Raw genomic sequence first — 2,613 nt, 5'->3', positions numbered from 1 at the left:
CCGGCCACGCGTTCCTGCAGGCCGTGGAACCGGAGGCGTTCGGCGGCCGGCAGCAGGTGCGCCACCCGGCCCCCATGCTCTCCATCGAAAAGGCCTACAACCGCGAGCAACTGGAGCGGTTCGTGAACCGGGTACAGAAGGAGGCCGATGCCCTGGGCATCACCGATCTGACCTTCCGGCTGACCCCCAAGCTGGACGGTCTGGCCGGGCGGGACGACGGCGAGGTGTTCGCCACCCGCGGCAACGGCGAAGTCGGCTATGAGATTTCCAGTGCCTTTGCCAAGGGGGTGAAGCCCATCGGCGGCCGCGGGCAAGGCGTGGGCGAAATCGTGGTGGTCAAATCCTATTTCGACACCCACATGGCCGAGTTCTTCGAGCACCCGCGCAACATGGTGGTCGGCATCGTCTCCTCGGATACGCTCAATGAAAATGCCCGCAAAGCCCTGGAAGCCGGCATGGTGCGTTTCCTGCCCTACAGCCAGATCAAGTCGCGAATCGTCACCGGCCAACAATTGATCGAGGAGCGCCGCCAGCTTGCAGAAGCGCTTCAGGCCGAGGTGGACTATCCCACCGACGGGGTCGTGGCCGAAGTGACCGACGAACGTCTGAAGGCCCGGATGGGCGCCACGGCCCACCACTATCGCTGGCAGATCGCCATCAAAAGCAAGGGCGACACGGCCGAAACGACGGTCGAGGAGGTGCAATGGCAGGTGGGTCGCACGGGCAATGTCACCCCGGTGATGATCGTGGCCCCGGTCTCCCTGTCCGGCGCCACCATTCGCCGGGTCACGGCCCATCACGCCGGCAACATCCGCAGCCAAGGCATCGGCACGGGCACGCGTATCGAAATCATTCGCAGCGGTGAGGTCATTCCCAAGCTGGAAGCGGTGCTCGAGGCGCGCGGCGAGGTCCATTTGCCTGACACCTGCCCGTCCTGCGACAGCCCGCTCTCCTGGCAGAACGATTTTCTCAAGTGCACCAACCCGGCCTGCCGGGCGCAGATCGAGCAACGCATCAGTCACTGGTTCCGCATCCTGGGCAATGCCGATTGGTTCGGGATCAAAACCATCCAGCGTCTCGTGGAAAATGGCCACACCACCCTGGAGGCGATTTACCGGCTCACCGAGGCGGATTTCGTCGCCATGGGCTTCGGGCCGGTGCAATCCCGCAACCTGGCCGAGGCCATCACCATCAGCCGCACCCGGCCGGTGGAGGACTGGCGATTTCTGGCCGCCTTTGGCATCAGCGATCTCGGCACCGGGGACAGCCGCAAGTTGTTGGCCCATTTCCCCATCGAGACAGTTCTCACCCTGGACGATTCCGCGATCGCGGAAATCAAGGGCTTCGGCGCGATCACCAGCAAATCCATCGCCGAGGATCTGATGCGCCTCAGGCCGTTGATGGCGCACATGCTCGAGCTTGACTTCAACCTGGTGCGCACGCCCCTGGCTTCCGAGCAGGCTGCCGCCGACAGCCCCATTGCCGGCAAGGGCATCGTCTTCACCGGCAAGATGATCCACGGCACCCGTGAGGCCATGCAGGCCGGCGCCAGAGCCCTGGGCGCCAAGGTGCAGACGGCGGTGAGCGGCAACACCGACTACCTGGTGTGCGGCGAAAAGGTCGGTGCCACCAAGCTGGAAAAGGCCAAGCGCCTGGGGGTCACCCTCTTCACCGAAGCCGAGTACCTGGCGCTGGTGGAAGGACGCGGTTGACACCGCCGACCTGCCATGCGATCACCGCGCCGGAAAGGATCTCCCCATGACCGATGACCACAGCCCATCGGCTGTGATTCTCGCCGCCGGATATGCCTCGCGCATGGGACGCTTCAAGCCGTTGCTCGAATTGGGCGGCCGAACGGCCCTTGACCGCGTGGTCTCCCTGTACCGGTCCCTTGGCGTGGCCGACATCCATGTGGTCACCGGATTCCGGGCCGATGACATCCGCGCCGCCCTTGGGCAAGCGCCCGTGCGCATCGTCCACAATCCCGATCATGACAGCGGCATGTTCTCATCGGTGCTGGCCGGCGTGGGCGATTTGCCGGATGCCTGCCCGGCCTTCTTCGTCCATCCGGTGGACATCCCCCTGGTACGGCCGTATACGGTAAAACGCCTGTTGGCGGCATTGACCGAAACGCCGGCCGCCGTCATCTATCCTTGTGTCGGGGACGAGCGCGGCCATCCCCCCTGATCCACGGTCCCTGAAACCGGCGATCCTGGCGCATGACGGCCGGGGTGGCCTCAAGACGGTTCTGGACCGTTTCACGGCCGAGGCGCGGGATGTTCCCCTGGCCGACGAGGGCGCGCTGCTGGATATGGATACGCCCACGGATTTCGATCGGCTGACCGAACGTGCGGCCATGGCGGAAATACTCACCGACAGGGAGTGTGATCTGCTCATGACGACGGTTTGCCGCCTGCCGCAAGCCATCGATGATCATTGCCGCCAGGTGGCCCGGATCGCCGGGCGGCTGGGCGATGCGGTGCTGGCCGCCGGTGGCCGCCTGGATGTGGCCCGAATCCGCTGTGCGGCCCGGATTCACGACCTGGCCCGTTTGGAAAAGGATCATGCCGCGGCCGGGGCTAGGTTCTTGCGGCAAATGGGCTTTGCCGATCT

General features: G+C 65.0%; 3 protein-coding genes. All 3 read left to right on the top strand.

The window, feature by feature from the left end:
- Positions 1–1,712 (top strand): BRCT domain-containing protein (locus tag JCM12296_RS33985; RefSeq protein WP_083456778.1); only part of this gene is annotated, 1,712 nt, incomplete at its 5' end.
- A gap of 46 nt (positions 1,713–1,758) precedes the next feature.
- Positions 1,759–2,187, top strand: coding sequence for a nucleotidyltransferase family protein (locus JCM12296_RS33980; RefSeq protein ID WP_054702471.1), 429 nt, complete (start codon positions 1,759–1,761; stop codon positions 2,185–2,187).
- Positions 2,156–2,613, top strand: a 458-nt coding sequence (locus JCM12296_RS39470; RefSeq protein ID WP_157068168.1) for an HD domain-containing protein, incomplete at its 3' end; no start/stop codon positions are given. The genes JCM12296_RS33980 and JCM12296_RS39470, both read left to right, overlap by 32 nt.

Origin of the sequence: Desulfosarcina cetonica JCM 12296 (genome assembly GCF_001311845.1) — a bacterium.
GTDB classification, from domain to species: domain Bacteria; phylum Desulfobacterota; class Desulfobacteria; order Desulfobacterales; family Desulfosarcinaceae; genus Desulfosarcina; species Desulfosarcina cetonica.
Note: the sequence above shows the minus strand (reverse complement) of the source record. Positions and strands in the feature narration are given on the sequence as shown.